General features: G+C 44.1%; 20 protein-coding genes, 2 tRNA genes and 1 pseudogene. 16 read left to right on the top strand and 7 right to left on the bottom strand.

Going from position 1 to position 26,039, the window contains the following annotated elements; all coding sequences use genetic code 11:
- The first annotated feature begins 25 nt into the window (after positions 1 to 25).
- Both ADH67_RS00195 and ADH67_RS00190 read left to right on the top strand, forming a co-directional pair.
- Positions 26 to 256: a hypothetical protein gene (locus ADH67_RS00195; protein WP_143597687.1), complete on the top strand. Its 231-nt coding sequence runs from the start codon at positions 26 to 28 to the stop codon at positions 254 to 256.
- Between the two features lie 23 nt (positions 257 to 279).
- Positions 280 to 522, top strand: coding sequence for a hypothetical protein (locus ADH67_RS00190; protein ID WP_066595532.1), 243 nt, complete (start codon positions 280 to 282; stop codon positions 520 to 522).
- 244 nt (positions 523 to 766) lie between these two features.
- Here the strand turns inward: ADH67_RS00190 and potE are convergent, their stop codons facing one another.
- Complete coding sequence (gene potE, locus ADH67_RS00185; protein ID WP_066595530.1) at positions 767 to 2,074, bottom strand: putrescine-ornithine antiporter; 1,308 nt, start codon at positions 2,072 to 2,074, stop codon at positions 767 to 769.
- Between the two features lie 65 nt (positions 2,075 to 2,139).
- A complete protein-coding gene (gene speF / locus ADH67_RS00180) occupies positions 2,140 to 4,332 on the bottom strand; it encodes an ornithine decarboxylase SpeF (protein WP_066595527.1) in 2,193 nt (730 codons plus the stop codon).
- Between the two features lie 632 nt (positions 4,333 to 4,964).
- On the opposite strand from speF, the gene ADH67_RS00175 reads away from it, so the two are divergent.
- From ADH67_RS00175 to ADH67_RS00165, 3 genes are all read left to right on the top strand, one after another.
- Positions 4,965 to 6,167 (top strand): amino acid aminotransferase, encoded by a 1,203-nt coding sequence (locus ADH67_RS00175; protein WP_066595525.1) that lies wholly within the window; start codon positions 4,965 to 4,967, stop codon positions 6,165 to 6,167.
- 90 nt (positions 6,168 to 6,257) lie between these two features.
- A tRNA-Asn gene (locus ADH67_RS00170) sits at positions 6,258 to 6,333 on the top strand.
- Between the two features lie 26 nt (positions 6,334 to 6,359).
- Positions 6,360 to 6,435: transfer RNA gene (locus ADH67_RS00165), tRNA-Asn, on the top strand.
- Positions 6,436 to 6,685: 250 nt separating this feature from the next.
- Here the strand turns inward: ADH67_RS00165 and ADH67_RS00160 are convergent.
- The 4 genes from ADH67_RS00160 to ADH67_RS00145 form a co-directional block, all read right to left on the bottom strand.
- On the bottom strand, positions 6,686 to 7,216 hold the full coding sequence (locus ADH67_RS00160; protein WP_066595523.1) for a YggT family protein: 531 nt from the start codon (positions 7,214 to 7,216) through the stop codon (positions 6,686 to 6,688).
- Between the two features lie 84 nt (positions 7,217 to 7,300).
- Positions 7,301 to 7,870, bottom strand: coding sequence for a 1,6-anhydro-N-acetylmuramyl-L-alanine amidase AmpD (gene ampD, locus ADH67_RS00155; protein ID WP_066595521.1), 570 nt, complete (start codon positions 7,868 to 7,870; stop codon positions 7,301 to 7,303).
- Positions 7,860 to 8,117, bottom strand: a complete 258-nt coding sequence (locus ADH67_RS00150; protein ID WP_066595519.1) for a PP0621 family protein — start codon at positions 8,115 to 8,117, stop codon at positions 7,860 to 7,862. The genes ampD and ADH67_RS00150 overlap by 11 nt, the downstream gene beginning before the upstream one ends.
- Positions 8,118 to 8,126: 9 nt before the next feature.
- Entirely contained in the window at positions 8,127 to 8,954 is an 828-nt protein-coding gene (locus tag ADH67_RS00145; RefSeq protein ID WP_066595518.1) for a cytochrome C assembly family protein, read from the bottom strand.
- Between the two features lie 65 nt (positions 8,955 to 9,019).
- Between ADH67_RS00145 and ffh the strand changes: the two genes are divergently transcribed.
- From ffh to ADH67_RS00120, 5 genes are read left to right on the top strand one after another with little or no spacing between them, the layout of a single operon-like run.
- Positions 9,020 to 10,402 (top strand): signal recognition particle protein, encoded by a 1,383-nt coding sequence (gene ffh / locus ADH67_RS00140; protein WP_066595517.1) that lies wholly within the window; start codon positions 9,020 to 9,022, stop codon positions 10,400 to 10,402.
- Positions 10,403 to 10,404: 2 nt separating this feature from the next.
- Positions 10,405 to 11,007, top strand: coding sequence for a crossover junction endodeoxyribonuclease RuvC (ruvC, locus tag ADH67_RS00135; protein ID WP_066595516.1), 603 nt, complete (start codon positions 10,405 to 10,407; stop codon positions 11,005 to 11,007).
- 1 nt (position 11,008) lies between these two features.
- Positions 11,009 to 11,575, top strand: coding sequence for a Holliday junction branch migration protein RuvA (ruvA, locus tag ADH67_RS00130; RefSeq protein WP_066595511.1), 567 nt, complete (start codon positions 11,009 to 11,011; stop codon positions 11,573 to 11,575).
- 12 nt (positions 11,576 to 11,587) lie between these two features.
- On the top strand, positions 11,588 to 12,625 hold the full coding sequence (gene ruvB / locus ADH67_RS00125) for a Holliday junction branch migration DNA helicase RuvB (protein WP_066595510.1): 1,038 nt from the start codon (positions 11,588 to 11,590) through the stop codon (positions 12,623 to 12,625).
- Positions 12,622 to 13,335, top strand: a complete 714-nt coding sequence (locus ADH67_RS00120) for a hypothetical protein (protein WP_066595508.1) — start codon at positions 12,622 to 12,624, stop codon at positions 13,333 to 13,335. Before ruvB ends, ADH67_RS00120 begins: the two co-directional genes overlap by 4 nt.
- A gap of 127 nt (positions 13,336 to 13,462) precedes the next feature.
- Here the strand turns inward: ADH67_RS00120 and ADH67_RS00115 are convergent, their stop codons facing one another.
- Positions 13,463 to 14,791: an RNA-guided endonuclease InsQ/TnpB family protein gene (locus tag ADH67_RS00115; RefSeq protein ID WP_066595507.1), complete on the bottom strand. Its 1,329-nt coding sequence runs from the start codon at positions 14,789 to 14,791 to the stop codon at positions 13,463 to 13,465.
- A gap of 1 nt (position 14,792) precedes the next feature.
- Here ADH67_RS00115 and tnpA point away from each other — a divergent pair, with 1 nt between their 5' ends.
- From tnpA to modA, 6 genes and pseudogenes are all read left to right on the top strand, one after another.
- The gene (gene tnpA, locus ADH67_RS13705; RefSeq protein ID WP_066595504.1) at positions 14,793 to 15,206 is read left to right on the top strand and encodes an IS200/IS605 family transposase; all 414 of its coding nucleotides are present in this window, start codon (positions 14,793 to 14,795) and stop codon (positions 15,204 to 15,206) included.
- 65 nt (positions 15,207 to 15,271) lie between these two features.
- Positions 15,272 to 18,832, top strand: coding sequence for an exodeoxyribonuclease V subunit gamma (locus tag ADH67_RS00105; protein ID WP_066595502.1), 3,561 nt, complete (start codon positions 15,272 to 15,274; stop codon positions 18,830 to 18,832).
- Complete coding sequence (locus ADH67_RS00100) at positions 18,829 to 22,401, top strand: UvrD-helicase domain-containing protein (RefSeq protein ID WP_066595501.1); 3,573 nt, start codon at positions 18,829 to 18,831, stop codon at positions 22,399 to 22,401. The genes ADH67_RS00105 and ADH67_RS00100 overlap by 4 nt, the downstream gene beginning before the upstream one ends.
- Complete coding sequence (locus tag ADH67_RS00095; protein WP_066595499.1) at positions 22,391 to 24,319, top strand: ATP-dependent DNA helicase; 1,929 nt, start codon at positions 22,391 to 22,393, stop codon at positions 24,317 to 24,319. Before ADH67_RS00100 ends, ADH67_RS00095 begins: the two co-directional genes overlap by 11 nt.
- Positions 24,320 to 24,701: 382 nt before the next feature.
- A pseudogene (locus tag ADH67_RS00090) lies at positions 24,702 to 25,322 on the top strand (ATP-binding cassette domain-containing protein); the annotation flags it as partial.
- Entirely contained in the window at positions 25,312 to 26,034 is a 723-nt protein-coding gene (gene modA / locus ADH67_RS00085) for a molybdate ABC transporter substrate-binding protein (protein WP_066595494.1), read from the top strand. The pseudogene ADH67_RS00090 and the gene modA, both read left to right, overlap by 11 nt.
- Positions 26,035 to 26,039: the final 5 nt, after the last annotated feature.

The following is a 26,039-nucleotide window of genomic DNA, read 5'->3' as shown; positions in this document are numbered from 1 at the left end:
AAAGGCAATTCCCAGAGCTTCTGTAATGGCTTTAGAGAAAAATATCCAAGAGAAGGACTCGACTGTATTATTCTTTCCACAACATATTGAAGTCATTAATTTTGTCTCTTTCCTCTTCACCGATTTTCTGCGGCGCCCGTCCCGCCTTGTTCCAAAAGAATTTAGCAAACAAAAAATTGTGAAATATTCCCTCGTCGGCAAAATTCACTGGGGACTTAACCCTAATATCTCTCTTTCGATTGACGTGTTAGGATGATTTCAGAACCAAGGAGGGGAAAAATGAAGAAAATTTTCTTGATCTTAGCCGCTGGTCTTTTAGTTTTTGGTACAGCAAACGCTAAATTCGTTCATCGCTGGGACGCAGACTCTCTTTCTAAAGGAAAGTTTGTACCGGTCAAGACAGCATTCGTCAAGAAAGAGGTGAAAGTTGAAGGGATCCAGATAGAAAATAAACACATTCTGGTCAAGATCGATTACACGGGAAAAATCTTCACAGAACCGAGCCTTATCGCCAAAAATTAATTTGTCATAGAAGTTTTAAAAAGTTGGGCCTGGAATTTCAAGTTCTCTTGGTCCAATTTTTTTGCTTAAAACTTCTGAGTTTATTTTGTTGACACTGTCGTCATGTCCCGCAACTGAGACGGCTCATCCTTCTCAACCATTCTTATTTCTATAGTGAAATCAACTTCAAAACAGGCAATGACACAAAGACCGTCTTACGGCGGCCTTCACGTACCCTAGAGAATTGCTATCTATGTTAGATTTATTAAGCTTCATTTTTACTGAACTTCGGTGCGATAAAGCCCCAGAGAGTCCAACCGAGGAATGTAGCTAAAGAACCCCAGAAAACTTCGTTGATGCCGGTGGAGAACAAAGCGTAGAAACTGTAAACCGCACCTACGAAACCGATAAAGACATACACTTTAGCTTTTGTGACTTCAACATGAGCTGCCTTCATGATAACCGGCAGAGCTGCCATAGACAGGATGTAAGGCATGATGTTTGTCACAACAGCAAGGTCGACGAGTCTGTTGAACTGCTTGAACAATTCAGGGCTGATTGTCATGAAGCAGAAACCTGTTTGAACTGCAACAATAATCAGCATACCGAGAACCGGAGCTTCCCATTTGTTAACTTTAGCAAAGGCTTTCGGGAAGAAACCGTCAACAGCAGACTGCTGGAATACTTTAGCAATTGTGAACTGCCAGCCAAGAGTAGAACCCGCACAAGACAGAACCAGCATGAACATGACGATCTTACCGATTGTGGAGTTGAACATCATGGTAAATGTCAAACCGAACGGAGCATTAGATTTCACGAGTTCTGCGTTAGGAACAATACCGGCGATGATGTTGGTGGAAACAATGTATATGATTGCCACACCAATCGTAGCAGCCAATACTGCGATTGGAACATTCTTTTCAGGATTGTCAACGGCGTCAGAGTTTGCACAAGCGCTTTCCAATCCAAGGAAGGCCCACAAAGTCATGGAAATCGAAGCACCGACAGCGCTAAAGAACGGTTCGTTATGAGGGTTCCAAGCTTCGATGTACATTGTCGGGCTGAACCAGAACCAGCCGATAACGGACAAGCAAAGAACCGGGAGGATGGCGCACCAAACAGCAACCGAGCTGAATTTACCGGTAATAGAGGCACCGGCAAAGTTTGCTACTGTGCAAAGCCAAAGCACAACGATTGTAGAAATACACACGGCTACCGGGCTTAGTTCCATTTCCAAGAATTCAGCGCCATAACCGACACATGTAATAGCAATAGCGATATTAGCAAACAGCAAAGATACACCGTAAGTGTAGTTTGCCATGAAGTTACCGGCCTTACCGAATGCGTATTCTGTATAGCCGCCCATACCTGGACGTTTACTGAACATACCGCACTTAGCAAATGCATAAGCCAAGCACAAAGAACCTAAAGCGGTAATTAACCAAGAGAGGATTGAGATAGTTCCCACTTCTGCCAACTTTGTAGGAAGCATAACAATACCGGAGCCCATCATATTAATAGCAGTAAGCAGTGTCAACTGCGTGACGGACATCTTTGCACGATTTTCAGACATGATATTTTTTATCCGAATAAGTAAGTTGATCCCCGGAGCCTCCCGGCTCCGGACGTTGGAAGAAATTACGCTTTAGGCTGAGACAAGCGTTTTGCAACCTCTTCTTTGAGGACGTAGCAATAAACTCTCTTCTTGCCGTCTTCGTTCTTGAGGTATACACCCTGCAGCTCCGGAGCGAATCCAGGCATACGGTTAATAGCTTCTTCCCATGCTAAGAAGTACTGCAGAACCGGACCACCCCAAACTTCGCCCGGGAAGCAGCAAAGAACTCCCGGTGGATAAGGAAGAGCTCCTTCAGCAGCGACTCTGCCTTCTGCCTGCTCCATTGGAATGAGATCAGTTTGGCCGCGAAGGAAGGCAAAGTGAGCTTCTTGCGGATTAACAACAGATTTCGGGAAATAATCAAAGCGGAACATTTGCTTTTGAATTTCCTTAATGTTTCTCTCTTTGTAGAAATCGTGCATTTCTTGGCAGAGCTGTCTGATTGTATAGCCCTTGTAACGTTCTTCATTGGCCTTGTAAACACTTGGCAGAACATCTTCAAGAGCTGCATTTTCGTCAAGCAATCTTTCGAAGCGGGCAATCTGTGTAACCAGATGGTCCATCTTTTCTTTGTCTTCGGCAGGAGTCATCAAGAACAAAATGGAATTCAAATCGTTCTTTTCAGGAATGATACCGTTTTCGCGCAAGTAGTTGGCCAAAATAGTTGCCGGAACGCCGAACTCTTCGTATTCACCTGTTTCAGGATTGATACCCGGAGTTGTGAGTAAGAACTTGCATGGATCGACCATGTATTGATCCTGACCGTATCCTTCGAAGGCATGCCATTTTTCACCGGGACCAAACTTGAAGAAGTTCAGATCTGTAGCAATCTGTTCTGTCGGATAATCCTGCCATGGAGTTCCGTTAACCTTTGTAGGAATAAACGGCTTGATGTAGTGGCAAGTTGCCAATAGAAGTTTGCGAGCTTCAATAGTTGTTCTGACGCAATCGGCCCACAATCTTCTTCCTGCTTCACCTTCCTGCATCTTGGCATTGACGTCAAGAGCGGCAAAAAGAGGATAGAACGGGCTTGTAGAAGCGTGCATCATAAAGGCGTTGTTAACGACTTTATGAGGAATGTATCTGTCTTGGCCCTTGATATGAGAGTCTTTCTTGTGAATCTGAGAAGTCTGTGAAAAACCTGCTTGTTGCTTATGAACAGACTGAGTAACGAAGATGCCTGGGTCTTCTGGTCCCAAATCCAAAAGCAATGGAGAGCAATCTCTCATCATTGGAATAAACTGTTCGTAACCAACCCATGCGGAATCGAACAGAATGTAATCACAGAGATGGCCGATCTTGTCAACTACTTGACGGGCGTTGTAAATAGTTCCGTCATAAGTACCGAGCTGAATAACGGCAAGTCTAAACGGTCTCTTAGCATTTGCTTTTTCAGGAACTTTTTCGGCAACCAGCTTTCTTAAGTAAGCTTCGTCAAAGCATTTTTCATCAATACCGCCAATAAATCCATACGGATTGCGTGCAGTTTCCAAATAAATCGGTGTTGCACCAGCCTGAAGAAGAGCACCGTGGTTAATGGACTTGTGGTTATTTCTATCGTAAAGAACCAAGTCTCCCGGTGTTAAACAAGCATTCAGCACAACCTTATTAGAAGCGGATGTACCGTTCAAAACGAAATAAGTCTTATCAGCGTTGTAAATCTTGGCAGCTGCTTTTTGAGATTCGCATGGAGCGCCTTCGTGAATCAAAAGGTCTCCCATGGAAACGTCCGCGTTGCAGAGGTCGGAACGGAAAATTTCTTCACCGAAGAAGTCATAAAAAGCGCGGCCTGCCGGATGACGGCGGAAATAAGAACCGCCTTGGTGTCCCGGGCAGTCAAATTGTGCTTTACCCTGTCTTACATAGTGTGTAAGAGCCCCAAAGAACGGAGGAAGAACTTTGCTTTCATATCCTCTAGCAGCTTCGTCGATTTGACGGCCATAGAGACGGCGGTTTGTTGGGTCGTCATTGATAACACCAACGATACGGCCGATCAATTCTTTAGGTGTTTCCTGATCGGAATCCATCATTAAGAAAATTGGAAGACCGAATGCAGTTGCATCAACTCTCTTCAATTTACCGTTACGGTAGTCGTCAAGGCTAATAACTACTGCAGAAACTTCAGTTAAATCAGCTGTAACAAGATCTACAACTTCGCGTTCAACTTGAAGCATGTCTTTAATTTTCTGGGAAGCAGCAATTTTCATTTTATGCATAATAGTGTCCTCTGGTTTTATTACTTAAAGTAATAACTCCATCAAAAAATTTTTAAGCGAATTTTGTGCCCAAGTTTATGAACGGCAATAGTCGACCAATCTCTTCCCACTGAGAGACATAGAGAATCACAAACTTGAACTTAACCGGAAATGGTTAGGATCCAGGAGGGCTAAAAGCCGCTGGAGCAGAGGACTAGCGGCCCGTGCCGCTGAATTTATCGAAGGAAAAGCAATCGCGCATTGAAAACTGCGTCAGATGACGAGTGCAGCGCATGCCTATGTTGAATAGGCACTTGCCGATGTTGAAGATGCACATAGCAGCACTCCTAATAAAATTAAGATTGTCTTAACAGACGTAGAGAAGTCTATATATCTCTGAGATATTTGTCAATAAATTTTCTCAATTTGGGTTTGGTTACAATAACCCCTGTTGCTTTTGTGGTCACACGTATTTTCTCTCTCTACCGCTGAGGAATTTGACCTTTCTTTTCAATCAAGAAAATCTCTACATGTCAACGCTCCTTTGAGCTACAAAAAAGCTCTCCTGAATCGGATTTCCTTACAAATTTTGGATTAGTCTTATAAAGTTAAGTTTCAAATCTTCACAATTAGTAACTTTTTAAGGAAAAACGATGAGTACCTCTGTTTTTGATGTCGTTGAAATGGCTCCGGACGATCCTATTCTGGGATTAAACGAAGCGTTCAAAACTGACCCTCGTAAGGAAAAGGTTAATTTAAGTATTGGCGTCTACTGCACAGAGGAAGGAAAGGTTCCTTTACTTAAGGTAGTTGAGCAGACTGAAAAAAAACTTGCTGAAGCAGGTGCACCTCATACTTATTTACCGATTTCCGGTATACCTGCCTTTACTTCAGGCGTTCAGAAATTAATCTTCGGGCCGGATTCTGAAGTTGTTAAGACTAAACGTGCTGCCACCGTTCAGTCTTTAGGCGGAACAGGTGCTCTTAAAGTCGGCGCCGACTTCTTGGCGACAGTCCTTAAGAATCCCGAAGCTGTCGTCAGTGCCCCAACTTGGCAAAACCACGTTGCCATCTTTGAATCCGCCGGTTTCAAAGTAGGTTCTTATCCTTATTATGATAAAAAGACAGGTGAAATCGACTTCCCTGCCATGCTCGAATGTCTCAAAGGCTTAAAGAAAGATACTGTTGTTATTCTTCATGCTTGCTGTCACAACCCGACCGGTGTTGATTTAACCCAAGAACAATGGGCACAAGTCGTTGAAGTTTGCCGCGACAAAGGCCTCATTCCGTTCTTAGACATCGCCTACCAAGGCTTTGGTGCAGGACTTAACGAAGACGCCGGCTCCATCAGACAGTTCGCTGATTCAGGCATTCCTTTCTTCGTCTCCAACTCCTTCTCTAAATCCTTCTCTCTGTACGGGGAAAGAATCGGCGCTCTCACAGTCGTTTGCAAATCCGAAGAAGAAGCTAAGAGGGTTAACTCCAAACTGAAGTCCGTCATTCGTGCGAACTACTCTAATCCGCCTGCTCACGGCGCCAAGATTGTTTCTGCCGTCCTTAACGACCCGGTACTTCTTCAGCAGTGGCATGAAGATTTAAAAGGGATGCGCGAACGCATTAAAGAAATGCGTCACCTCCTGGCTGAAGCACTCAAGAAAGAAGGAGCAAAGGTTGACTTCTCGTTTATTGAAGATCAGCACGGTATGTTCTCCTTCTCGCGTTTGACACCTGAACAAGTTCAAAGACTTAAAGATGAATTCGGCGTTTATGCCGTCAAGTCCGGTCGCATCTGCGTGGCTTCTTTGAATAAGGCCAATGTTGCCTACACTGCAAAGGCTATTAAAGAAGTGTTGTAAAAAAAGGACATCTTTGTAGAAAAACAAATTTTTTCTTATTTTTGATTTGCACTGAGAAAAAAACTCGTATATAGTTACGTTCTCATTGATTCCCCGATAGCTCAGTCGGTAGAGCGACGGACTGTTAATCCGCAGGTCGTTGGTTCAAGTCCAACTCGGGGAGCCAAAGATTAAAAATTGAAAAATTTCCATTCCCCGATAGCTCAGTCGGTAGAGCGACGGACTGTTAATCCGCAGGTCGTTGGTTCAAGTCCAACTCGGGGAGCCAAATTAAAAGCTCAAATTTCGGTTTGAGCTTTTTATTTTTGAGAAAATTCCTTTGTTAGATTTTTCTTCAAAAATACCCGAGGCATCCCCGACGGCGCATTCCAGCATCAGAAACACTGATTTCTTTTCCGCGTTTGCCACAATATTCTTCCTAAAGGCTATGGGAATAGTTTATTCAGTTCTATTTTTTCCAACAAAAAATCTTCCTTTTTGGAAAGGAATATTTTTTGTTCCTAGCGAATGAAGAAAGGTTAAGTTAACGGAGCTAATACAGCTAAGGCAATATTTGCCAAAATGAAAAACACAATAGCCGATAAGTCGAGGTTGCGCCAGTTCGGAATAAATTTCTTGAAGGGAGCCAAGAACGGATAAGACAAGAAACTTGTGACTCTGTAAATCTGCCCGGAGGGATTCACCCAAGAGAAAATGCAGAAAGCCAAAGCAATCCACATGGCCAGCTCAATTGCCCAATAAACAACGAGTACTGCCGAGCCCAAGATAAAGGGAAAGATACCGAAGGAGCCGCTTCCTACAAGCCAATGGAAGAATTGGTAGAGGACGGCAACGAGGTAGCAAACAAAAATTGACGGCCAGTCAATGTTACCTCTTCGTTTGATGAAAGTTGAAGCGGATCTAACTGCCCACTCGGTTAAGGAATAGCAAAATGCGTACAAAGGATCGTTAGACGGTGTACACATAAAACGCATGTATGCGCGTAAAAGTAGCAAACATCCAAATGCGGAGCAAACTAATTTAAGCGTAAATAAAAATAAACTAAACATCTCTAACCTAACCTCCTCTCCTTCCCACAATGTTATTACAGTTTTAACTCTTTGAGCATCGACGAATACTCTCAAAGAATTCTTTTACTTCACATACGGAAAGGAGATTATTCTGCCATTTTCACAAAGCCGTATCAGACGCAGCCAACTAAAACAAGGACCCGGATCAGTTTTTCGGTTCGGGGCTATATCGCTGTGACCTGCAACAGCTTTAATAGGATATACATCTGCAATTGCATCCAGCAATGCTGCCAGCCTTTCATATTGAACACTTTCAAACTTGGTGTTATCCGTTCCTTCCAACTCGATACCGATGGAAAAGTCATTGCAGTTTTCTCTGCCTTGAAAACAAGATACTCCGGCATGCCAAGCCCGCTCCTTGCAAGAAACGTATTGCTTGAGTTCTCCGGTTCTTGAAATAAAGAAGTGAGATGACACTTTGAGATCTTTCAAGTCTTCGTAGGAAGGATCTTTTTGACAGTCCAGACATCCCATAAAAAGAGCGTCTACATCGCCCGTACCGAACTTTCCAGCGGGCAAACTGATGTTGTGAATAACGACCAAGTCGATAGACTGCTCCTCCGGTCTTTCATTGAAAAATGGCGACGGAAGAACTTGCGCAGAATCGCACCAGCCTGAAGGACTAATTTTCATTATTCTTCGGTCCAGCAATCATATGCTGCTTGCAGCAGTAATAATGACCATCCTTACGAATAGCCTCGGCTTCATCCAAATACAACCCGCAATGGTCGCACTGAACCATTTTGTGACCCGGAGTCTTCGTGATGGGATGAGGGGTTCTGTCTTTCTGAGGGTTCTCTTGAATCTGCTTGACTCTCCACATTCTCCAGCCGAAATAAAGGGCGGATGCGATAACTACGAAAAATAGAATTCTTCCCATAACACCTTCTTACTGAATCACTTCCTGCACAAATCTAACACCGAAGTAGGAGAGCATGAGAAGCGTGAACCCAATAACGGTCCATCTGGCCGCAAAACGGCCTCTCCATCCCAAGAAGTGGTGTCCTAACAGGAGAATACCGAAAATCATCCACGCCATGATGGTCACAATTGTCTTGTGATCAAGGCGGAAAGCCTGTCCGAAAAGCTCCTCTGAAAAAACCAGTCCGAAAAGAATAGCAATAGTTAAGGCAATAAAACCGGCCCATATCAAACGAAAAAGAATTTTTTCCATCTCAATGACGCTAGGCATTCTTTCGAAAAGGCTGACTTTTCCGTCTTCCGGTTCATCACTGAGCTTCTTTTGATGAAGCAAGTTATGAGCCGAAACCAGCAAAAGAGCTTGAACCAATGCCATTGTCATCAAGCTGTAAGCCAAAATAGCCAACAGTAGGTGCATGCGGAAAGAGAAACTGGCAGTTTCCGGGCCTAAGGGTGTTCCAGGAAGAATGATAGGAAGCACCATTGAAACCGCGGCAAGCGGGAGAATGAAAATCAACATCGCTGAAATCTTTGAGAACAAGGTCTCAATAAGTAGGATCAGCGTGCATGTAAAGAGAGTGATAGAAAGCGCTAAAGCCAGGCCGAAATGAGGAGTACCGTGAGTAAACAAAGCTTCGTAAATGAGAAAAGCCTGAATCATCAATCCGCCTACAATAACCGGCCGAATCCAAAAGGTATTTTCAGGAGTTTCTGCTTGAAAACTTTTGTAAATACCAAAGGCTGCCGCTAAATACAAAACAGCTGCAAGCACGTAAAATATGGCATAAATTGTCATCTATATGTCTCTTATTATTTGATGACTGTATTGTAAGGCGTAACCATTTAATTAGAATTAAATTCATGCTCGATTCACTGACACAAAGACTTAGCAAAGTTGTTAAGACCATCACAGGCCAGGCCCGCATTACGGAGTCCAACACCCAAGAAATGCTCCGGGAAGTTCGAATTGCCCTGCTTGAAGCAGATGTCGCCATCCCGGTCGTTCGAGATCTCATTAAGCGTATTAAGGAAAAAGCGCTGGGAGAAGAAGTCGTAGGTTCTTTAACTCCGGGGCAGGCTTTAGTCGGCATCGTTCATAAAGAACTTACTGAAGTTATCGGGGGCAGCGACACTCCGCAGCAAAGAGAACTTAATCTTGCCACTCAGCCTCCTGCCGTACTTTTATTGGCCGGCTTACAGGGTGCCGGTAAAACAACAACGGCAGGTAAACTCGGCCGCTGGCTCGTCAAAGAAAAGAAAAAGAAAGTATTAGCGGTTTCCACCGACGTCTACCGCCCAGCCGCTATTGAACAGTTAAAGACGGTTTCTGCTCAGGCGGACATTGATTTCTTCCCGAGCCAGCCGAATGAAAAGCCGTTAGATATTGCAGAAAGAGCTTTGGACTACGCCAAACGCCACTTCTACGATGTTCTGATCGTCGATACGGCCGGCCGTTTAGCCATCGATGAACAGATGATGAACGAAGTCTCTGAGCTGGAGAAAAATCTTCACCCGATCGAAACCTTGTTCGTAGTCGATGCGATGGTCGGCCAGGACGCCATTAATACTGCCAAAGCCTTCGGTGAAAAGCTACCGTTAACCGGCATCATCTTAACCAAGGTGGACGGCGATTCCAGGGGCGGCGCTGCCCTTTCCGTCCGATTTGTCACAGGCAAGCCTATTAAGTTTATCGGTGTCGGTGAAAAACTCACAGGCTTCCAAAGATTCGAGCCAGAAGCGATGGCCGGCAGAATCCTCGGCATGGGCGACATTGTCTCGTTGGTTGAAGACGTTAAGAATGCTGTCGATGTCCAAAAGGCTCAGAAATTTGCTGAGAAGATCAAAAAAGGCGATGCCTTCGACTTGGAAGATTTCAAAGAACAAATCGCACAGGTTAAAAATCTCGGAAGCTTCAGTTCTCTTATCGAAAAGCTTCCGGCTCAATTCGCTCAAGCTGCCGGTTCCATTGATGATGCGCAAGCTAATAAGATGGTTTCTCGTACCGAAGGCATCATCAACTCAATGACGCCGAAGGAAAGACGCAAGCCTGAAATCATCAAGGCCAGCAGAAAGAGAAGAATTGCCGCAGGTGCCGGTGTTAGTGTGCAGGAAGTCAACAAGCTGCTGAAACAATTTGAACAAAGCCGCGACATGATGAAAATGATGAAAAAAGGCGGCATGGCTAAGATGATGCGCGCCTTTAAGAGTTTCGGCGGACGTTTCCCAGGTATGGGAGGCTTCTAAGCTTGGAAACGCAGGCTCTTAAAATTCTGGGGATTGACCCTGGCTTGAATCACACCGGTTACGGTGTGATTGCCTATCTGCCCGGAAAGATAACCTTAGTAGACTCCGGCGTACTTAACGTCCCGAAGGGCGAACTTTATGAGCGTTTGGCCTACATCTATAAAGGGTTAGCCGAGATAATTGAAAAAAATCGGCCTGCTGTTTCCGCTATCGAAAAAACTTTTTTGAATACAAATGCTCAGTCGAGTATGCTGCTGTCGCATGCCCGCGGAGCTGCCATCTGCGCTGCAGCTGTTCAAGGTTTAGAGTGCCGTGAATTCAGTACTCGTGAAATCAAGAAATCAGTTACGGGTTACGGCGCCGCTGAAAAACAACAAATCCAGGAAATGGTCGCTCGTCTCCTGCGCTGTGAGGATAAGAAATTTTCAGAAGATGAGGCAGACGCTATTGCGGCAGCCATCTGCTATGCAAATACCAAAATTATTCTTGGGATGCTTCCTGCACAGAAGAAACTTGGTGTCAGCGGCACTGCAGTTGCAAGAAAGGGATCGAGTTCCTCACGTGTCAGAGGACAATGGACCAAATTAGTCGGAGGATTGAAATAAATTGATCGCATCGTTGAATGGTAAGTTAAAAGAAAAGAACCCTCCTGAAGTGGTTGTGGAGTGTTGCGGCGTGGGCTATCAAGTCGATGTTCCAATGTCGACTTTCTACAATCTTCCTGAACTCGGAGAAAATGTCCAGTTATACACAGCTTTCATTGTCAGAGAAGATGCTCAGCTTCTGTTTGGCTTCTTGACCAAAGCTGAAAAAGCACTTTTTCTTCAGCTGTTAAAGGTTAGCGGCATTGGCCCTCGCACTGCTTTGGCCATGCTTTCCTCCATGTCCGTTGCCGATCTCGAAAATGCCATCACCAATGGAGAAACTGCCTTACTGACCAAGATTCCGGGCATCGGCAAGAAAACTGCCGAGCGCCTTGTTCTTGAGTTAAAAGACAAGATCATCGCATCCGGACCGGTTACAGCTCTAACTTCTTCTCAGGCCGATATTCTTTCTGCTTTAACGGCCCTCGGCTTCAACGAACGTGAAGCAAGAACAGCCCTGAAGAACCTGCCTGAAGGAGTTGACACCTCTGAAGGCATCAGACTGGCCCTTGTCCAACTTGCAAAATAGATTCGTTAAAACATGACAGAACAAAAAGACAGAATCGTTTCCTCTGAGAAAGTTTCTAAGGAAGACGTTGTCGACAAAGCCTTACGTCCCACACGCTTAAAAGATTATGTCGGGCAAGACGCTATCCGCGAACAGCTGGAAATTTTTATTACTGCAGCAAAGAACCGCGGGGAGGCCCTGGATCACGTTTTATTATTCGGCCCTCCGGGCTTAGGAAAAACAACACTTTCCAATATTATTGCCAATGAATTAGGTGTGAATCTGCGTCAAACCTCGGGGCCGGTCCTGGAAAAGGCCGGTGACCTTGCGGCGATGCTGACCAGCTTAGAGCCGCATGACGTCTTGTTTATTGACGAAATTCATAGACTCTCTCCGGTAGTGGAAGAAATTCTTTATCCGGCTTTAGAAGACTTCAAGCTCGATATCATGATCGGGGAGGGGCCGGCGGCCCGCTCCATCAAAATCGACCTTCCCCATTTCACATTGGTCGGTGCCACAACACGAGCCGGGTCTCTGACAAAGCCTCTAAACGATCGTTTTGGAATCCGCTCTCAGCTTCAGTACTATTCTGCGCGAGATCTGACTTCCATTGTTCTTCGTTCCATGAAGCTTCTCAATATGCCGGCCAATGAAGAAGCCGCTGCTGAAATTGCGAAGCGTTCCCGCGGAACTCCGCGAATTGCCAACCGACTTCTCAGGCGCATCCGCGATTATTCGGAAGTACGCCACAACGGTCAGTTATCCGCAGAAATTGCTAAAGCAGCTCTCACTATGCTGGAAGTCGACCCTATCGGGCTCGACAGCCTGGATTGCCAGTTCTTGCTGTCCATTATTGAAAAGTTCCAAGGCGGTCCCGTCGGCATTGAAAACTTGGCATCTTCCGTCGGAGAAGATTCCGAGACACTGCAAGATATGGTAGAACCATACCTTATCAAGGAAGGTTTTGTGCAGCGCACGCCTCGCGGAAGAATTGCAACCGCAAAGGCATACAGCCACTTTAACCTTACTAAGAACGTTCGTTCCTATTCTGATTTATTTGACAACTTATGAGCATTAATCCAAATTCCGAAGACGTCCAACTCAACAATCTGTTGAACGCAAATAAACCTTATACATTCTCGGTCAACCGCTCAACGCTTGTTGAACAGGCCAGACAAGTATGGAATGATGTTGCTGATTTAGAGGCCGATTTCTGTCCTGACAATTTTGCTCAGGCGTCCATTACCATGCATCCGGCCTACTCTTCACGAACAGATTTTCCGGACAAATTCCTTCAGCATTGCGGATTGTTCTGCGTCGGCACACGCAAGGTCTCTGTTTTCCCTCGCATCTCGATGATTTCCGATGACCCGCAGGAAGAAAACAGTATCGCCATTATCGTTTTAACGAAGAGACAGACTTACCAAGCTCTTGCCGGACAGTTAGAAAAAATTGAAGAACCGAGTTTGGTCGGACAGCAATTCATGACGATAGAAAGCATCGAAGCCGTCACCGCTTACGATCGCATGAATGTACCTAACGACTACTTCACCAACATTTATTTAGTCGGGCTTTATGTTCGTCCCGGTATGACCGTAGACGAAAGCCGCAAGGAATTTGTCGAATATGCCAAGAAAAACGGCTTTGAAGTAAACCCTGACTTTAACTTTGAAAAAGACGGTCTTTACTACACTCTCATCAAAGGAGAGAGATATAAGCTGGACTGCATCTCTGAGAATCCCTTTGTTTCCTGCATTGAGGTACCTCCGTTAAAGGCTTAAAGTCTTTCTTCAGACATACTTTGACGCATTAAGGCGTAAAAAGAAAGTAGAGATCGTCCGTTCATCTTTGCGGATTGACGACTCTGCTTTTTTCTTATTTGGTTCAGCATCAACAGAAGTCTGTGAACTACCGCAGACTGAAGTCTGCGGCTTCACCGGAGCATGCTCCGGCTTCTAACGATCTTCTCATCCCATAAGGAGTTCGAAGCACCGTGGGTGTGTTCACAAAAACACCCTCATCGAGTCCGAGCAACGTTTTCAGCCACTCATCCCCGAGTTCTTTGCGTCCAATATTCGCCGCAGAATTCGTATCTGCGTTAATCTGTTTCCCTTGTTTAGTCAGATATAAGCCTCGCTTGATACGTTTACCACTGAAAGTTTTCTTCACTCCCTTCTCATAATCCGGTATATCGTCAAAGTCTAAAGCACTTGCTTTGGATGTGTAACTCTCAGAAACTACACTGACTTCTATTCCGTACTCCTGACTTTTATAGATAAGCTGTTCGATCAATTTGGAATGCGGAAGATTTACGAAGTTCTGATTATTTCTTCGACCCATATTACTCAACTGCTTCCAAAATTTATTTTTCCCAATGACGATACGACCGACCTCTTGCTGTACGCAAAAATCGATAATAGTTCGACTGATCTTGTGCAAGGCATCATCAATTCTCCTCTGTCGTTTGAACGATACTGATGCCAGATGTTTCAAATGTCCCTTGGATCGTAGTTGAGCTGCACGCTTGTTGTAGCTTTGATTGAGCATTTTCAAAAACCCGCCTTTAACCAAAATCGGTCTTGTTCCAGGTTTGGTCGATACGATAGCTGCGAAGTTATTGACGCCTAAATCAATACAGACTGCTTCTTGACGATTCAACGAGACTGTTCTCTCATTCTCCTTAATTTGATAGGTCAGTTCTACAACGAAACTGTTTCCTTTGGGGATAATCCTCAAGTCTCCCGCTAAACTGCCTGTAGCTTTTGCGTTGAACGACTGATTCGAACAACTCCTGACTATTATCGGATTGAAGCCGACTGTATCGCCTCCCGTAATAATCAGGCGATGGTTCTCAATCTTATAGCCGTTTCTTCCCACGCAAAATGTACGATATTTGTTTCGGTAGCCAGGCAGTTTTGGTTTACCTAAGAATTTCTCCGGATGCTTTTTATACTCCGCAGACGCTTTGGCAAAGGACTTGAACTGCTTGGCAACAATCTGACCTTGCCTTTGAGCTGAAGCTGCCGAAGGCATTGCTCGGTAATCCTGAGGGTATTGTTCTCGCAATGCTCGATCAAGCTCTGCTCGGGTATACGGAGCTTTCTTATCGAAAAGACGATGACGTAAGATATATGAAGCACAATTGCCGAGCTTCTTGGCTAATGAGCATAAACGAGCACATGCCGCCCAGTTGGGATGGTTGCGGTTGATAATGATTCGTTCTACTCTTTGAGGCATTATGGATTTCTCTTCTTCAGCACATTGCGTTTTCAATCTGAAAATTCATCTCGTCTTCGTCGTTGCTTATAGAAGAAAGGTGATTTCAGAGTCCATTTTGACACGAATGGGTGAAATCTTCAAAGAGATGTACCAAGACTATAATGCTGAACTACGAGAATTTTCGGGGGAATCGGATCACGTTCACTTATTGGTGGAAATTTCTCCTTCAGTAAGAATTTCAGATTTAGTGAGGACGCTAAAATCAGTCTGCTCCAGAAAAATCCGACAAGAGTTCAGTCAACAAATTCGTCACTACCTATGGGAACATAGGTTTTGGACGAGAAGTTACTGCGTGATTTCTGTGGGCGATGGAGCCTCGACACAAGTCATTGAGAAATACATTCAGAAGCAGAAACGTCCTACAAACAATTAAGCTCCTATCCATCCGCAGGCTGAAGCCTGCGGAATTCCGGGGCCTTTCGTTAAAAAGGTTTCTTTATGATTCACACGATTTACTGCAATGTTTACGAAGGGTTAGAAGCCGCTTTGGCAGAAAACGTCTTTCAAGACTTAGAAGCAATGGCTGGAGATCCATCTCGCATATTCGAGAAAATTGAAATTATCCCGGCTTCGTCGGCCATTGAAGACAGACTCGCTCGCAGTCTTGCAGATAAATTTTCTATTCTTCCGGGAATCAGATTTTGCTCAATTTTTGATTGGCTGAAACCTTTCATGGGTGCAACCTTCCGTCCCGGCTCCATCGGCACTTCGTTGGACTGGCAGATTTGGAATATCCTCAAAAACCCAAAATTCTTTGAAGAATTAAAAGCAGTAGTTCCGGAGACCTCCTATGCGCGGCTTGAGACCTTTCTTCACCGTAACGCCGAACCTGAACTCCGAAACATTAATCTGATTGAATTTTGTTATCAAATGAGCCGGCTTTATGCCACCTATGGCTCATTCCGCATGGACTGGTTATTAAATTGGATTGATGAGAAGTCTTTTCCTCTGCCCGCAGACAAAGCCCTCGCCATGAAGGAACAACCTGACTATTACTGGCAGAAAAATCTCTGGGAGAGAGTCGCCAAGGCTGGAAAGACAAAAGATCTTCACAACCTGTTAAAAATAAAAGATACTCTGCAGCACTTCCATTTCGAACCGAAAGACAAAGGGAAATCGCTTCATTTCTTCATGCCGTTTTCTCTGCCTCCGATACTTCTGCCTTTCTTGAAAGCTTTTGCGGAAGACAAAAATGCTCCTCAGCTCTGGCTTTACATAATGAACCCTTGTGCGGAGTATTGGTTTGAGTCCATGCCGATAGAACTGTTCGACTGGAGCAGCAAAGAGGATTGGGATGAAAAAGCTCAGAAGTTTCTTACTGCCAACAGTCCGTCTACCCGAGCGATGATCGATCGTTTGTATCGCTTCCTGAATGTGGATAACGGAGAAGTCATTGAGACGGATGCTATCGAGGAGCAAGAGGTTCCTAAACCGACTAAACCGGCGATTAAACGAAACCGGGCAAGAATCGAAGACTTAAGCAAAAAATTTGATCCCCTCTCGCCCGAATTAAAACTCTTCACTTCCGAAGATGTTCAGGCCTACTATTTCCAGCAACCGCAGGACAGTTATCTGCACAAATTCCAGAACTCCATTCTATTTATGGACTCCTCAAAGCTGCCGACAGAAGCAGATCCTTCTGATGAGTCTTTAAAGGTATTTAAAGCTCCCTCTTTTCCACGAGAAATTGAAGGAGTAATCGATTGGATTCATTATCGGTTATCGTCCGAAAATAAAGACGGCGAGAAAAAGCTCAACCTCTCCGACATTGCCGTTATTGTTCCGGACATTGAAAAGGCAACACCTGCTATTGAAGCTGTAATGGGAGCATTGCCCAACAACCTTCGACTGCCTTATAAGATTATCGGCAATTCCATTGCAGATACTTACCTCTCTCTGGCAGCTATCTTAGGGTTTGGGAAATTATTAAACTCCCGATTCAATGCTGCAGATTTAGAAGAATGGCTTGAACTGCCGATTAACTTAGAAAGATGGGATCTTTCTCTCTCAGACATTTCCGTTTTATCTACCTGGCTCAAGGCAGCCGGATTCCGCTTCGGCTTATCTCAGGAGCATTTAAAAGATTTAAATCTGGATGCATCCGACGGAACATTAGATCAGGCCGTCGAGCGTCTGACCATGGGCTATTTCATTAACCCTATTGAGAAAAATACTTTCGGAGATGTTCTTCCTGTATTTGGAGATGAGAAAGGCGGTTTTGACTTAGTCACAGATGGTCGCGGCAAGCTCTTCAAAACGATTGTAGCTTTGTCCGAATCTTTAGAAGAGACAAGAAAAGAATTATTCAAGGACGGCGGTTTAAAGACGCCTCAAGAATGGCATGAAATCATTTCCGGTTGGCTGAATCAGTATTTCGTCACAAATGAAACCCCGCAGGAAATTCTCAGCTTCCGAAGCAGTCTACAAAGATTATCAGGCGCTATGCAGGAAGGCCTCGAGGAAGGGACAAAAGTTCCTTTTTCCGTTATCTGGAACGTTATCGAAACTCATCTGAGAAACACTCCAAGTCTTGCTCAACCCACTGGTTCCATTACCTTCTCGTCTGTACAGGAATTAAGAGGGTTGCCTTTTAAAGTTATCGCACTTTGCGGCTTTGATGAAAACAGCGGTTTCCCGGGCAGTTCTTCCCATCAAGAGTTCGACCTCATGGGAGTAGACCAGCTCAAGAGAAGAGCCGACAGAGACAGCCGAGAGGACAATAAAGCAAGATTTTTGGATATTCTTTTAGCCGCGAGAAAGAATTTAGTTATTTCTTATACGGTTGGAACAGATCCGGTGACGGAGACGAATCCTTCGAGCGTTGTTCAAAATTTCAAGAACTACTTCTTATCGAACGCTCTCACCGGAGAGAACGGAAAGGACAAAGCGAAAAAACTATGGGAGTCTGTTGAAGTCAAACTTCCTCTGAATTCCTTCTCTGAAAAAAATTTTAAGAAGACTTCTTCACGCCCTTGGCTCAGTCCAGACTCCTCAATGCTCCAATCCATTTTGAAAGCAAGGAGCGCCAATTACTCTTTACCTCTTCCGGCTATCGGAGGAACTCCTATTCCCGATACCAGTCTAGGTCTATCTATCGTTCATAAAGGGAGCTTATCGGCCTCCGAGCTTATTAAGTTCCTCTCTAATCCAGATAAGTATGTGTTGAAGAAACACAAGCTGGATATTTATTCGGGACAAGAAGAAGAGGAATTTTCCTGGCTTGCCCCGAATGACGCGTTATCTCTTACCCTAAGGAAGCGGAAGTACTTGAGAGAATTAGAAGAAGGTTATAGTGATGATGAACTGACTCGTCAGCGTTCATTAGATCCGTTAAACGGAATTAAAGATGTTCGTCTTTCAAGTACAAACGATGCGTGGAGCAATGCAGAACTTGTTCATGCCAAAAAACTTGAAAAAATAAAAAAATTCAAACTCTTTTCAGTTACCGAGGGAATTATCCTTAAATTTGATAAACCTTCTTGCAGAATCACGCAGGTTACGGATTCTCCTCTAGAGGTCTATACAGATCACCAAAATAGATATGTAATTTTTGATGACAATTCTTCAGCCAGCCAAACTGACAGGCTGGAACTTCGTGCGAATATCTGGACAGCTGCAAAGAAACCAACCATGGTGATGAGTTTAGTCGCGGATCCGAGAACAGAAGCAGCGCAGGAAGACTATTTTCTTTTAGCTCTCGATCACCTTCCAGATGTAATTTTCGAAGAAAATAAAGAAGATGTTAAGCAAATGGTGCGTCTCTTTGATCTTTCAAGACGTTTTTCTCTCGGACTGACACAAGAAAAAACACAGACTCTCTTATGGACAGGATTTGATCATACTGCGGCCTGCGCGTGCTCAAAACCTATTTGGGCGAAACTATTTCCTAATTCCAAAAATTCCAAGAAAACGGCAACGGACGTTGGCCGCCCTCTTGAGGAAGACATTGATGAACTTCAACAGGTCATCGAATCTCAGATTTTGAAGGAAGGAAGATGAAAACATTAAATGTCTTTGATCCCATTCATACTTCTCTTACAGAGCCTATTCTGATTGAGGCTAGCGCCGGAACCGGAAAAACCTATTCTTTGATGCATCTTCTGCTCCGATTAATCGTTGAGAAGAGAATTGATATTGAAAGAATTCTCATTGTTACGTTTACGAAAAACGCAACTTCCGAGCTAAGAAACCGTCTGCAGCAAGCTCTTCTGAATATCTTAGAAATCTTTCAAAATGAAAGCAGTTGGAAGCAAGAATTAGACAAACTTGAAGATGAGACCTTAAAAAGCCAAATTGAATTATGGGTTCAAACCGGTGCAATTACTCCGGAGTCTATCCGAGAGAGCGTGACCGAAGCTTTATCCAAAATCGAAGACGCTTCAATCTTTACCATCCATAGCTTTTGTCAAAGAATGGTAAAAGACTGCTCTTTCTCTTCCAGGTCAGACTCAGATGCGGAAATCGGAGATACTTCCGGCCTTATCTCTGAAGTGGTTGACACTTTTGTCAGGAAAGAAATTAAAAACGTAAGTCAGGTAGATCAAGTTGGCTTCCTAAAATACCCAGGGTTTTCAAAGATTTTAGAGAGAGTTTCAGCTTTGTCAGTGAGATCTCCCTCCTCGCAGTCCATTATCTTTGAGAATACTATTTCTTTTAAACAACATCTCGAAAAGTTTAGAGACGAAGCTCCTGCACTTCTTAAAAAACTTAAAGCAGCAGCTAGAACCATCACTTATGATGATCTCCTCGTAGAAATGGAGGCTAGACTTGATAATCCTGAATTCGTTAAAGCTGTAAGAGAGAAGTTTGATGCCGTCCTCATTGATGAGTTCCAGGATACGGACCCTCTTCAGTACACTATTTTCTCTGAACTATTTCTAAAAGCTCCGGAAAGGCAAATCCCGGTAGTATTCGTGGGCGATCCTAAACAATCTATCTACGGCTTCAGATCTGCCGATTTAGACACTTATTTGGATTCGAAGAAAGACATCAAGAATCACCTTTATCTGAAGAAAAACTTCCGCTCTACCCCGGGTCTCGTGGCCTCAATCAATACTTTCTTCGGCCTTAATTCTTCAGCTTCGGGCATCGGCAGCTTCTTAAACAGCAAAATTCAATACACAGATGTTGAATTCAACTCATCCAAACTTCCTCTTTTCGAGTGCACGTCCAACGGGAAACTTATTCCGCTTTCTTCTTTTGAAGTTTGGCACTGGTCATCACAAGAGCCTGACCCTTCTAACGTCGATGTATTAGAAAAGTATGAAGATTTCTTTCTCGCCGAAAAAATCAAATCACTGTTGGAAAAAGATATAAGAGTGGGATCCAGCCTGCGTAAATTAAAACCCAGTGACATCGCAATTTTGGTTCGAAGAAGAAAGGATGCTGACGGACTCATGGAAGAGTTAACCAAGCGTCAGATTCGTTTTATTATTCAAAGCGACGAACGAGTTCTAGAGAGTCAAGAAGCCCAAGACATTGCGGCTATTTTGAGTGCAATGGAGAACCCTAAATCCTTGTCGGCAATGACGAAAGCCCGAGTAACCCCAATCTTTGGCCACTCTATAAAACTTATTGAAGAAGATGTCCAAGCAAGTTTGCTTGCACGTGAAAGAATCGAAAAAGCCAATGAGAGAGCAAAAAAATACGGTGTACTCGCTGCTTTTACAGAACTTTTTAAAGAATTCGAAGTTGAGGAACGCCTGCTGCCTCAAATTAACGGCCAAAGAGCATTAACAAACTATCGCCATATCCTTGAGCTTCTCCATGAAGAAAATAGAAAAATTAAAACTGTCTCAGGACTATTGCGTTGGCTCGAACGAAAAGCCTCAGATGATGTCGATCAAGAAACATTAAGGCTAGAATCTGACTCTGATCTCGTCAGGATAGAGACCATTCACAAAAGTAAAGGACTTGAATATCCTGTGGTTATCCTTCCGAGAACTGTTTTTATGGCAGGAAAAAACGTAGTTTCTGAGGTAAATGAGATTGTTAATGACGTTAAAGTTCGAAAATTTTTAGCCGAGGCAACCCAAATCCGTTCTTATTTAAACGGCCAAAGCTATGCCTACCAGGAAGAACAAATGGAAAGGGTTCGGTTGCTCTACGTTGCTATGACTCGGGCCTCATCCTTGTTGGTTCTTCCCATGTTTTTTAAACAAACCACAAAATACTCAAAGCTGAAAGGAGAAAAGGAAGCATTCCCAGGTTTGCACGGAAATTACACCAAGTCCTCGACCCTCCAGGCTTTGACGGGCTCTTTTGACCCGGATAAATATTTCGGTCCTAAAACTTTGTTTAAAACTCTTGGAGAAGAGTTAGAAAAAAACAATGTTTCCGTGAAAGAAGCATTAATAGAAGGAACCAAAAATCTTTCCGACGACTTTATTATTCCGGACGATTATTCCGCTTCCCTAATTAGAAACTTCTCAACCGGGCTCTGTCCGGATTTGATACCTTCGCCATCGCGGCAGTTTCAATCTAAAGAACTTACGAAAGAACTGACTGCCTCAGACCTATCAGTCGGTCAGGCGTATCCCATTTTCTCGGCAGAATGGATCCGGACAAGCTTCTCTGCCTTGTCCAGAGGGATCGAGGTTCTGCCTGAAGAATCTCCAGTCATGGATGAACTTCCTTCTAAAGATGAAATCGAAGAAGAAGTTCAAGTCATCGAGGCTCAAGATAATCTGCGTTTTAAAAACCCAAAACTTTCGGCAGCTGCATACGGAGATTTTCTGCACCGTTTGCTTGAAGAATTAGATTTCAGAACAGCAGATATAAGCAATCCTGAACGTGAAGATGTCTTAATTCCGTTCGTCAAAAATCGTCTTCTTTCCAATGCGATTGAGACAGAAGTTTCAGCAGGAGCCTCTTCAACAGATGAAGGTGAGAGCCTAGAACCTGCAGTTGATGCCCATACGGAGGCTTTAGTCGAAATGATCACCGACGTGATGAACGTCAAGGGAATTCCCGGGCTGGAAAACTTTAGTCTGTCGCAGTTAGAGCCGGACAAGAAAATAGCTGAAATGGACTTCATTTTATCTAACCCGGCAATTTCGGAGGACTGCCATCGTCTTACCGGAAAACAGCTCGGAGAGACTCTTCGCCGCTTGGATCCTCGATATTCCGGACTGAACTTAAGTGATGAACAGATTAATGGTTATTTGATTGGTGCGATTGACCTTATCTTTTTCGCTAAAGGTAAGTTCTGGGTTATCGACTGGAAAAGTAATTTCCTAGACGAGAATCCGTCTAACTACACAAAATCGCTTCTTGATCAGGCGATGGATAAAAAGCACTACAAACTTCAATATCTTCTTTATCTTGTAGTTCTTAAGCGATACCTGGAGACTCGATTTAAACGCAATGATGTATATGACCTTATAGGAGGAGCCGCCTATTTCTTTTTACGCGGCATCAAGGCATCTAACCCTTCTCAAGGGATCTACTTCGATAGACCCAAAAAAGAAGTACTCGACTGCTTGAATGAAATCCTGCGGAACGGATACAGCGAAGAAATAGTTCAAAAATACGAAACCGAGCTCAAAGGAGGAAACCATGCAGAATGATTGGACACCCGAAAAAGCTGCTCTTCAAGGCATTAAAAACGCTCTTTACCGAGTTGCGGTTAGAAAAAATCCGTCTAAGGACGCCACACTTTTGAAGGACACTTTAGAGAAGTTCCTTCAGCTGTGGAAAATGGAAGAAGAAAAAGGAGGCGTATGTGTCGCCCTGTCTCCTACACAGGAAAAAGAACTCGGTGTCCAGATAATGGAGGACTTCGGTCTGGCATATAACGTTTCGGGTTACAGCGGAAATCCTCATCGAAACTTTGGTATTCCTGCCATCCCGTTTCTTATAGACAGAAGTGAAAAAAAGCAGACGAGACTCTATTCACACACCAACTTCTTTCATGAAGCACTTCTGGGACGCAAGCTAATTCAATTGGCTTCCAGAAAGGTCGAAATCCGTCCAGAATCCAAAAAACTTGCCGACTACTTTAAAAGCCAGGACATTTATGACCGTCCTAATAAAGAACAATTGCAGGCTATTCAAAAAGCTCTAAGCAATAATCTCAGCATCATTTCGGGAGGTCCAGGCACCGGCAAGACCTCGTCCGTTGTCCGAATTTTAGAAGCTCTCTTAGAGGGGCAGCCGGAAGCTAAAATTTATGTTACGGCACCAACCGGTAAAGCAAAAAGCCGATTAATTGAAAGCTTAATTGAGAGGCCGAAGATTTTCCCGAACGTTGGTCGAGCTTATAAAGATAACCGGCTTCTGGCAAATACCATCCATATGTGGCTTAGCTCGCCTACGGATGAAGGCAGGCGTCCTGATGAGACGCATTGTTTAGAGTGCGATATTCTCGTCATCGATGAAGCTTCCATGATCGACAGTGAGATCGCATTCAACTTATTCAATGTTATCGATACTAAGAAAACCAGAGTCATTGTCCTTGGCGATATGTACCAGCTTGCTGCGGTGGGACCGGGTGCGGTGTATGCCGACATCTCTTCTCCCGACAATGCTCTTAAAGGCATCCTGACAGAGCTAAAAGAGAGTCATCGATTTAAAGGAAGCTCCGGGATCGGATCTTTATCCAAGCTCATTAACCAAAATACCGCGGATGAGGAGAACCAGATTTCTGAGATTCTTAGTCTTCTAAACAATCACGGCCCTTTGATTCAGAAAAATGGCAAAGCAGGTTCAGCCACGACCGAAGATATTTTTCTCAGCACCGACTTGAAGCTGAACCCGAAAACGGCCTTAACTTCGGAGGCAGAAAAATGGATTGCAGAGAATATGGGCCGATATGCGGAAGCAGTTCAAGATATTCTTTTATCTGAGAACGGTGCAGAAGAAAAAGAATTAGAAAACTTATGGCATGTGCTCAATTCTTTCAAGCCAATTGCCGCCGTGAGAAAAGGCCCCATGAGCGTTCAAGCAGTTAATAATTACTGTCAAAAGTTACTGCTTTCAAGGCTGCACTGTCCGGATAACTCTTCTGAGTTTTATCCCGGGAAAGTAATTATTGTCAGAAAAAATGACCTCTCCTTAGGAGTTTCCAACGGAGATATTGCAATTATTTTTGAAGATAAAGAAATTCCCGGGCAATGGAATGCTTACATCGGCGATACTAAAAAGATTTTGAAGGCTCAGCTGCTGCCAGAGTACGACGTTGGCTTCTGTATCACCGTCCATCAGTCTCAAGGTTCCGGATACGACAATATTGGTGTATTTATGCCGTTCATCGAAGGAGATAATGCGGAAAACACGCAAGCAATCGGACTGGCAACCAGAGAGCTTCTTTATACGGCGGTGACCAGAGCAAAAACATCTTGTTGGATTTTCAGCAGTATTGAAGTCCTTTCTCGTTCCATTCGTACGCGAACTAAGAGAAACGGTGGTTTAGCTTACAGATTGAAGGAGTTTTCGATAACGGCGCCCAAACCTCCTGTTACTGAAAATCTACTGCTGGATCTTTGAGCTCTTTCTCGACTCCTCCCGCTTCTCCTCCCCGTAAATAGGTGCACGGAGCTGTGCACCTCTTCTCTAGATTTACCACCTCGGCAAAGCTCTTTAGAAAAGATGACTTCTGCAAGTTTGCCTTAACTTTCCATCAGAACGTACTTTTGAGAAGGGTTTCCTATGATTAGACAGAACGAACTAAATCCCTCCTTTTTAATTCATTAATTATTCCAGTTAAGACGATGTCTTCAGTTATAATCGTTATTCTCAACAAGAATAACGACAACCCAGGAGAAATCGGAAACTATCCGCTTGATAACTGAGCATGATTTTTTTTGATATTGATAAGACACTCGGAACCAACAAGTTCACTTTTCAGGCGACGCTGACCCGACCTGTCACAACTGTCGTTGGAAAAAGCGGAGCAGGAAAATCCACGCTTGCTCTTCTGATTTCCGGCCTTTCTTCCCCCGATAAAGGACGCATTCAGGTTGAGGGTAGGATCTTTTTCGATTCTGAAAAAGGAATCAACTTGCCGTGTGAAAAAAGAGGCATAGGAATGGTGTTTCAAAACCCCCGGCTCTTTCCTCATTTCACTGCAGAAGAAAATATGCGGTTTCCTCTCAGTCACTGCAATAGAAAATCCATAGTGAAGTTTGACGAACTCGTCGATCTACTTGATCTTGGGAGTCTTCTTAAAAGAAAGCTCGGTGAGCTATCTGGAGGCGAGGCTCAAAGGGTCTCTCTCGGGCGAGCTATTTTGGCTAGCGAACAGCTTTTAATTCTTGACGAACCTCTAAGCAGCCTTGACATCGTCAGGAAAAAGGAACTTCTGGAATACATCGGAAGAATTCCATGTGTTCTCAGAATTCCTATCCTCTATATCACCCACAGTCCCAACGAGGCCAAAAAAGTTGGAAACGAATCACTTTTTATCGATGCCGGGCAAATCGAACCTATTGATTCGCCCGAAGAAATTTTCCAGAAACTTCAGAATCTAGGAGACCAAAATGAAATTTAAACCACTCATGATTGCAGCTGCCTTTCTTTGCACCAGTGCTTATGCAGAAGTTAGCATCACAACCGGCGCAGGTTACATGCCAATGAGCAAAGAACTTGCAAAGGCCTACCAACAGGCAACTGGTCAGAAAGCTGTAGAAAACTACGGAGGCAACATTGGTCAGATGTTGGCACAGGTTGCCGCTGGCAACGGCGTCAATATCGTAATTTCTGATCTCGGTACTCTCAAACGCATTAAATCTCCGGTTCAATTCTCAAAGCTTCAAAAGCTTGGCAATACTCCTCTTGTTTTTATCTGGAAGAAAGGAAGCGCTATTACAGGACCGCAGGACCTTACCACCGACAAAGTCAAGACCTTTACCTATCCCGATCCCAAAGCTGCTATATACGGCCGTGCAGCTAAAGAATATCTTGACGGCTTAAACGTCCCATCTCTTAAAGACAAAACCATGCAGATCGCTTCTGTTCCTCAAGTCATGGCCTATGTGAGCAAAGGTGAGGTAGACGCAGGCTTCCTCAATCGCACGGCCGCCAGACAAGGAAAAGATAAAATCGGAGGAAGCGTTGAAATTACCCAAGGTTACGCACCGATTGAAATGGTTGCTGCAGTTGTAAAAGGCCAGGAAAACGATAAAGATGTTCAAGCATTTTTGAATTTTTTGAATTCTGAAGGAGCCAAGAAGCTCCTCGTCAAACACGGCATCGATAAATAAGTCAC

Source organism: Turicimonas muris (assembly GCF_002221595.1).
GTDB classification, from domain to species: Bacteria; Pseudomonadota; Gammaproteobacteria; order Burkholderiales; family Burkholderiaceae_F; genus Turicimonas; species Turicimonas muris.
This window is presented reverse-complemented; position numbering and strand designations above follow the sequence as displayed.

Coding starts and splice junctions, on each gene's coding strand:
- ADH67_RS00120 (WP_066595508.1), top strand. CDS start 12,622: ATGAGCATTAATCCAAATTCCGAAGACGTCCAACTCAACAATCTGTTG.
- speF (WP_066595527.1), bottom strand. CDS start 4,332: ATGCATAAAATGAAAATTGCTGCTTCCCAGAAAATTAAAGACATGCTT.
- ADH67_RS00175 (WP_066595525.1), top strand. CDS start 4,965: ATGAGTACCTCTGTTTTTGATGTCGTTGAAATGGCTCCGGACGATCCT.
- ADH67_RS00100 (WP_066595501.1), top strand. CDS start 18,829: ATGAAAACATTAAATGTCTTTGATCCCATTCATACTTCTCTTACAGAG.
- ADH67_RS00150 (WP_066595519.1), bottom strand. CDS start 8,117: ATGGGAAGAATTCTATTTTTCGTAGTTATCGCATCCGCCCTTTATTTC.
- ADH67_RS00105 (WP_066595502.1), top strand. CDS start 15,272: ATGATTCACACGATTTACTGCAATGTTTACGAAGGGTTAGAAGCCGCT.
- ADH67_RS00115 (WP_066595507.1), bottom strand. CDS start 14,791: ATGCCTCAAAGAGTAGAACGAATCATTATCAACCGCAACCATCCCAAC.
- ADH67_RS00190 (WP_066595532.1), top strand. CDS start 280: ATGAAGAAAATTTTCTTGATCTTAGCCGCTGGTCTTTTAGTTTTTGGT.
- ADH67_RS00095 (WP_066595499.1), top strand. CDS start 22,391: ATGCAGAATGATTGGACACCCGAAAAAGCTGCTCTTCAAGGCATTAAA.
- ADH67_RS00145 (WP_066595518.1), bottom strand. CDS start 8,954: ATGACAATTTATGCCATATTTTACGTGCTTGCAGCTGTTTTGTATTTA.
- tnpA (WP_066595504.1), top strand. CDS start 14,793: ATGGATTTCTCTTCTTCAGCACATTGCGTTTTCAATCTGAAAATTCAT.
- ADH67_RS00195 (WP_143597687.1), top strand. CDS start 26: ATGGCTTTAGAGAAAAATATCCAAGAGAAGGACTCGACTGTATTATTC.
- ADH67_RS00160 (WP_066595523.1), bottom strand. CDS start 7,216: ATGTTTAGTTTATTTTTATTTACGCTTAAATTAGTTTGCTCCGCATTT.
- ampD (WP_066595521.1), bottom strand. CDS start 7,870: ATGAAAATTAGTCCTTCAGGCTGGTGCGATTCTGCGCAAGTTCTTCCG.
- modA (WP_066595494.1), top strand. CDS start 25,312: ATGAAATTTAAACCACTCATGATTGCAGCTGCCTTTCTTTGCACCAGT.
- ruvB (WP_066595510.1), top strand. CDS start 11,588: ATGACAGAACAAAAAGACAGAATCGTTTCCTCTGAGAAAGTTTCTAAG.
- potE (WP_066595530.1), bottom strand. CDS start 2,074: ATGTCTGAAAATCGTGCAAAGATGTCCGTCACGCAGTTGACACTGCTT.
- ffh (WP_066595517.1), top strand. CDS start 9,020: ATGCTCGATTCACTGACACAAAGACTTAGCAAAGTTGTTAAGACCATC.